Annotated in this window: 4 protein-coding genes and 1 pseudogene; all 5 read right to left on the bottom strand. The window is 49.6% G+C overall.

Annotated features, from left to right (window positions below):
* The coding region (locus ACI32D_RS09550) for an ABC transporter transmembrane domain-containing protein (protein ID WP_439776333.1) at window positions 1-937 on the bottom strand (937 nt) is incomplete at its 3' end.
* Window positions 938-1,113: 176 nt separating this feature from the next.
* Window positions 1,114-1,797 (bottom strand): thiamine diphosphokinase, encoded by a 684-nt coding sequence (locus ACI32D_RS09545; protein ID WP_439776332.1) that lies wholly within the window; start codon window positions 1,795-1,797, stop codon window positions 1,114-1,116.
* 29 nt (window positions 1,798-1,826) lie between these two features.
* Entirely contained in the window at window positions 1,827-2,720 is an 894-nt protein-coding gene (gene rsgA, locus ACI32D_RS09540; RefSeq protein ID WP_439776331.1) for a ribosome small subunit-dependent GTPase A, read from the bottom strand.
* Complete coding sequence (gene pknB, locus ACI32D_RS09535; protein ID WP_439776330.1) at window positions 2,721-4,745, bottom strand: Stk1 family PASTA domain-containing Ser/Thr kinase; 2,025 nt, start codon at window positions 4,743-4,745, stop codon at window positions 2,721-2,723.
* Window positions 4,735-4,894 (bottom strand): annotated as a pseudogene (locus ACI32D_RS09530) (Stp1/IreP family PP2C-type Ser/Thr phosphatase); the annotation flags it as partial. The gene pknB and the pseudogene ACI32D_RS09530, both read right to left, overlap by 11 nt.

Below are 4,894 nucleotides of genomic sequence, written 5' to 3'. Positions count from 1 at the left end.
CATCCCGGTCTGCAGCACTTTCTTTTGCTGTAAAACCTGCCACGGCAGTATACTTTTTCCAGATCGGATTGCTGGTTTTAATGTCATTGACAGATGAAAAGATGCCGACAATCGGATTGATAAAGTTGTTGGCCAGCTGGGAGATCATCATAAAGGTCCCCAAAGTGATCTGCCCTTGGGTTACAAAGTAGATGCCCAGGCTAAAAGGAATGATCATGCTGCAGACATAGGCGAAAACCGTGATGACTTCACCCGTCACCATTTCTGTCCGCTTCATCTTGGCCAGGGCCGCTTCCATTTTCTGGCTGTAGTGGAGCATTCTGGAAAAAATGCTGTCTTCAGCGTCATAAAGTCTGGCAAAAGTAGCAAAATTGATGGTATCCGTCATTGCCTCAGTATATTTGCTGTTCTCCTCTTCCCAGGCAGAAGAAGCAGCTTCGATTTTTGGCCCGAAAATATTTTGCAGTAGACCAGGTGCCAGGGATGCGACCAGGAAGATCAAGGACAGAGCCCAGGAAGACAGCAGAGCCGCCGCAAATGCCGCAATAAACTGCAAACCATTAAAAACAATATCCAGCTCAGCTTCCACCCGGTGACTTTCGACCTGCTTCAAGTCATTGGTCATAAAGGACAAGTCAAGTTTTGGATCAGCATTATCAGAATACAAGAGATATTCTGTTGCCTGCTCCTTGATTTTCAAGTTGACATCCTTGATGATATTTGCCTGCATAATTTGGTAGATTAGGGCCAGGCAAGCAAAAAGGACAATACCCACAACTGCTTTAACAGTTAATTGTAATAAACTCCCCTTGGGATTTCCGGCAAAATTAATAAATTTCTGAAAGACATAAGCGATAAAAACCGCCTGCATTGCCTTGGCGGCAGCGAAGACCGCAAAGACCAGCAGTTTCCACTTGCTGGCATATTTTAACGTCATTTTTCTCCTCCTCGTAAATATTTTAGTAAGATCGTTAAATATGCTTAAAATAATACTACTGAAAAATTAGAATGTAAATATTGAAATCTAATTTTTTAAAAAAGGGTGGTAAGCAAAAAAGTCCCGCTTTTCAGCGAGACTTTTTTTATTATCTTAATTATATTAGCTTGTGCAAATCAAGCTTGCTCATAACGGTTCAAGTCTTTAGAATAAACGACCGCTACTAAGCCTTTCTTCAAGGATAACCGGCAGCTATCCTTATCCGGCAAAAACTCATTAGACGTGAAGGAACGCAGGTAGTCGCCACTATAAGGCGCCAGGTCATACAAGGCTCCCTCAATCGTCAAATCTTCTACCGGCATTAAGCAACTTACCCCAAAGTAGGTATAGTCCTGCTTCTGAATTTCATAGCTGCCAGCTTGCCGGTAAAAAATCATATTTTGCTTGTCAATCAAGGTCAACTGGTTGGCATACTTACGCAGATCGGGATTCAAAATGCCAAAAGCATTAATCGCCGCGTGGTCCAGCCTGCCGCCAGTAGCCCCGTAAACCTTCAGCTGGTCAATCTTATAATCGCCAAAAGCAATTCCCAGCATCAGCTCAGAATCGGTCCAGTCCTTCTTTGGCACTGAATAGCGGATATCCGCAACCGTCCCTTCTACCCAGGCCAGTTCATCAGCCTTCAGTGAGTCAAAGTCCCCGATCGCCAAATCCGGCTTAAAGCCTAATTCCAGCAAAAGAAGCGCGCCCCGGTCAACCCCGATCAAAAGGTCGCCACTTTCTTGCGCCTGCTTCAGCTGATCTTTCAAATCAGCCGGCCATTCTTCCTTTGGCCCGCCAAGCAATACTGCAGCATCCATCACAAAACACCCTATCCTGTCTTATCTCATCACTTCAAATACTCCGGCATCCGGCCTTCCTCAATTTCCGTCCGCATGGCCAGATAATCGTCATAACGGAAAGCCGCGATTTCACCTAAAGCCAGCTGGTCTTTGACCGCGCACTTCGGCTCATGCAGGTGTTGGCAGCCCCGGAACTTGCATCCCGGACTCAAGGCTTTAAATTCCTTGAAATACGTACACAGTTCATTCAGCTTGATCGGCGTCAGATCAATTGCCGAAAAGCCTGGGGTATCCGCCAAAAAGCCTTCCCCTAATTTAAAAAGGGTAACCGTTCTAGTTGTATGTTTTCCTCGGTTCAAGCTGGTCGAGATCGCGCCCGTCGCCTGCCCCGCGTCTTCCTTGATAAAGTTCAGCAGGGTCGACTTCCCGGCCCCTGACTGGCCAGCCAGAGTCCAGATCTCGCTTTCCATGATCTGCTTTGGCAAGTCGCTTGCCAGATTTTCCCTGTCCAGATAAACCCGGTAGCCAATCTTTTGATAGTATGCCAGCTGGCTTTCTACTTCTGCCAGTTTTTCCTTTTCCAGCAGGTCGCTCTTTGACAGGTAGATCGTTACCTCTACCCCCTGCCAGGCAAAAAAGACCAGGAAGCGGTCCAAAAGAGCGGTGGAGAAATCCGGTTCCACTGCCGAAATGACCAAAAGCACGTGGTCGACATTAGCGACCGCCGGCCGGCCGATCCGGTTCTTCCGGGGCAGAATTTTCACCAAATAAGCCAAGCCCTGTTCATCCAGCTTGACCTGCACGCTGTCGCCGACCTGGGGCTTCTCCCGGTTCTTGCGGAAAACGCCCCGGGCCCTGGTCCGCACGACTCCTGCCGGCGTCTGCACGTCGTAGTAGCCGGCTATCAGAGAAACAACCGTCCCTTGTACTATTTCTGCCATTTAATTCCCGCTTTCACTGTCATCTGCTGAAACCGTCTCATCAACAACGGTTTGGTCATCACGCACAATCTTGATCTTGCCGTCACCCTTAGTAACAGAAAAAGTGATCGTGAAGTCCGTATCCTTGGTGATGTACTGGTCCCGGTAAATATTGCCAAGACTGTGGTCATCATCTTGGATATAAATCCGGACATGGTTGCCCTGGTTAGAGGAAGAGCTGGAGCTGGACTCACTGGATTCGTCACTTGATTCACTAGAGCTTGATGAACTCTCCTTAGCCTGGTAGTCAACCGTGTAGGTCTTCTTGACCTCTTTCTTTTCTGCACCCTTAGAAACCGTAACCGTCAAGCTGTCCCCTTCAGCGACTTCACTGCCGGCTGCCGGATCTGTTGAAATCACGTCGCCGCTGTCCACGCTGTCAGAGTAATCCTTCACAACCTTGAGGTTCAACTTCTTGCTCTTAGCGTAAGACTGGGCATTCTCCAAGCTCTTGCCCGTCAAATCTTCCAGTTTAAAAGTGGTCTTGCTGCTGGAGGAGCTGGAGGGCTTGGGCTGGTCTTCCAAAGCCACGGCCACCACCAAAGTGATCGTTGTCTTAGAAGCATCTACCTTACGGCCAGCCTTGACGCTCTGGGAGATGATCAAACCTGGCAGGTACTCATTAGACGGTGCCTCCCGGCTCTTGACCTTGAAGCCCAGTTTCTTCAGTTTCTTTTTGGCGGTCGACAAATAAAGGCCCTCTACATCTGGTACCTTGGTCAAGTTTGGCCCCTTGGAGACCAGCAGGCTGACCTTCCGCCCCTTGTCAACGGGGCTGTTGGCCTCCGGCGTGGTCGAAATCACCTTGCCCTTCTTGACCTCGCTGGAGTAGGTCCGCTTCACAGCCCCTACCGCCAGACCGGCACTCTTCAAAGAGGTCTTGGCTGCCTTTTCCGTCATGTTCACGACGTCAGGCACCCGGACATTGTTGTGGCCAACTGCCAAAAACATAAAAAGCAGAATGGCAAAGACCGGGAATAATGACCCGATCCACCACCACTTATATTTCTTGATATTGGCCCATAAAGACCGCTTCTTTGGCTCTTCAGCCTTGCCTTCTTTGGCCTTCTCAGCCTGCATGACCTTGCCGTTCAAGGCTGGCAGGATCTTGGTTTCATCATTGTTGCCGTGGCTTGGCCGGTAAATGGCTTCACCTGCCCGGCTCGGATCCAGACTGGTGTCCAGATCAGCCTTCATTTCAGCCACGGAAGCATACCGGTCCCGCGGATCCTTGGCCGTCGCCTTTAAAACGACGTTTTCCAAGGCCTGGGGAATGGCCTTGTTTTGCTTTCTGAGGGACGGAATATCGTCTTCCGCATGCTTGAGGGCAATCGCTACCGGCGTTTCTCCGTTAAAAGGCACATGGCCGGTCAAGGCCTCATACAGGATGATCCCCAAAGAATAGATGTCAGACTGTTTGGTGACCATCCCGCCCCGGGTCTGTTCAGGAGACATGTAGTGCACCGAACCCAGGACCGAATTGGTCTGGGTGATCGCGCTTTGATTCAAGGCAACCGCGATACCGAAGTCGGCAATTTTGATGTTGCCTTTTTCATCCATCAAAATATTCTGCGGCTTCAAGTCGCGGTGAATCACGTTGTGCTTGTGGGCCAGTTCCATCGCTGACAAAATCTGGTCCATGATTTTGATGACCTGCGGCAGGGGAATCGGGCTGTTTTCCCGGATATAGTCCTTTAAGTCGGGTCCCTTCACGTATTCCATGACCATATATGGCAGGCCATGGTCGGTCCCTACGTCAAAAACAGAAACAATATTTGGGTGGCTCAGTTCACTGGTGGCCAGAGCTTCTCTTTGAAAGCGGGCCAGAACTTGGGAGTCCTTCTGCAAGTCAAGGCGAATAATTTTAACGGCGACCTGTCTCTTTAAAATTATGTCATCAGCCAGGTAGACGTTAGCCATCCCGCCTTCACCCAGGGTGTCGACGATCCGGTAGCGGTCTCCAAGCAAATAACCTTTATTGATCACTCGCGCCATCCTCCTCATTTACGGCCAGGCAAACGGTGATATTGTCGCCGCCGCCCAGGCGATTGGCTTCATTGACCAACTTGTTGCACCTCTCCTGCAGGTTCAGGCCCTTGGTTGCCAAAACCTGTTGAATCAAAGGATCCGATAGG

This window comes from Lactobacillus sp. (assembly GCF_051873315.1).
Lineage (GTDB): Bacteria > Bacillota > Bacilli > Lactobacillales > Lactobacillaceae > Lactobacillus.
Note: the sequence above shows the minus strand (reverse complement) of the source record. Positions and strands in the feature narration are given on the sequence as shown.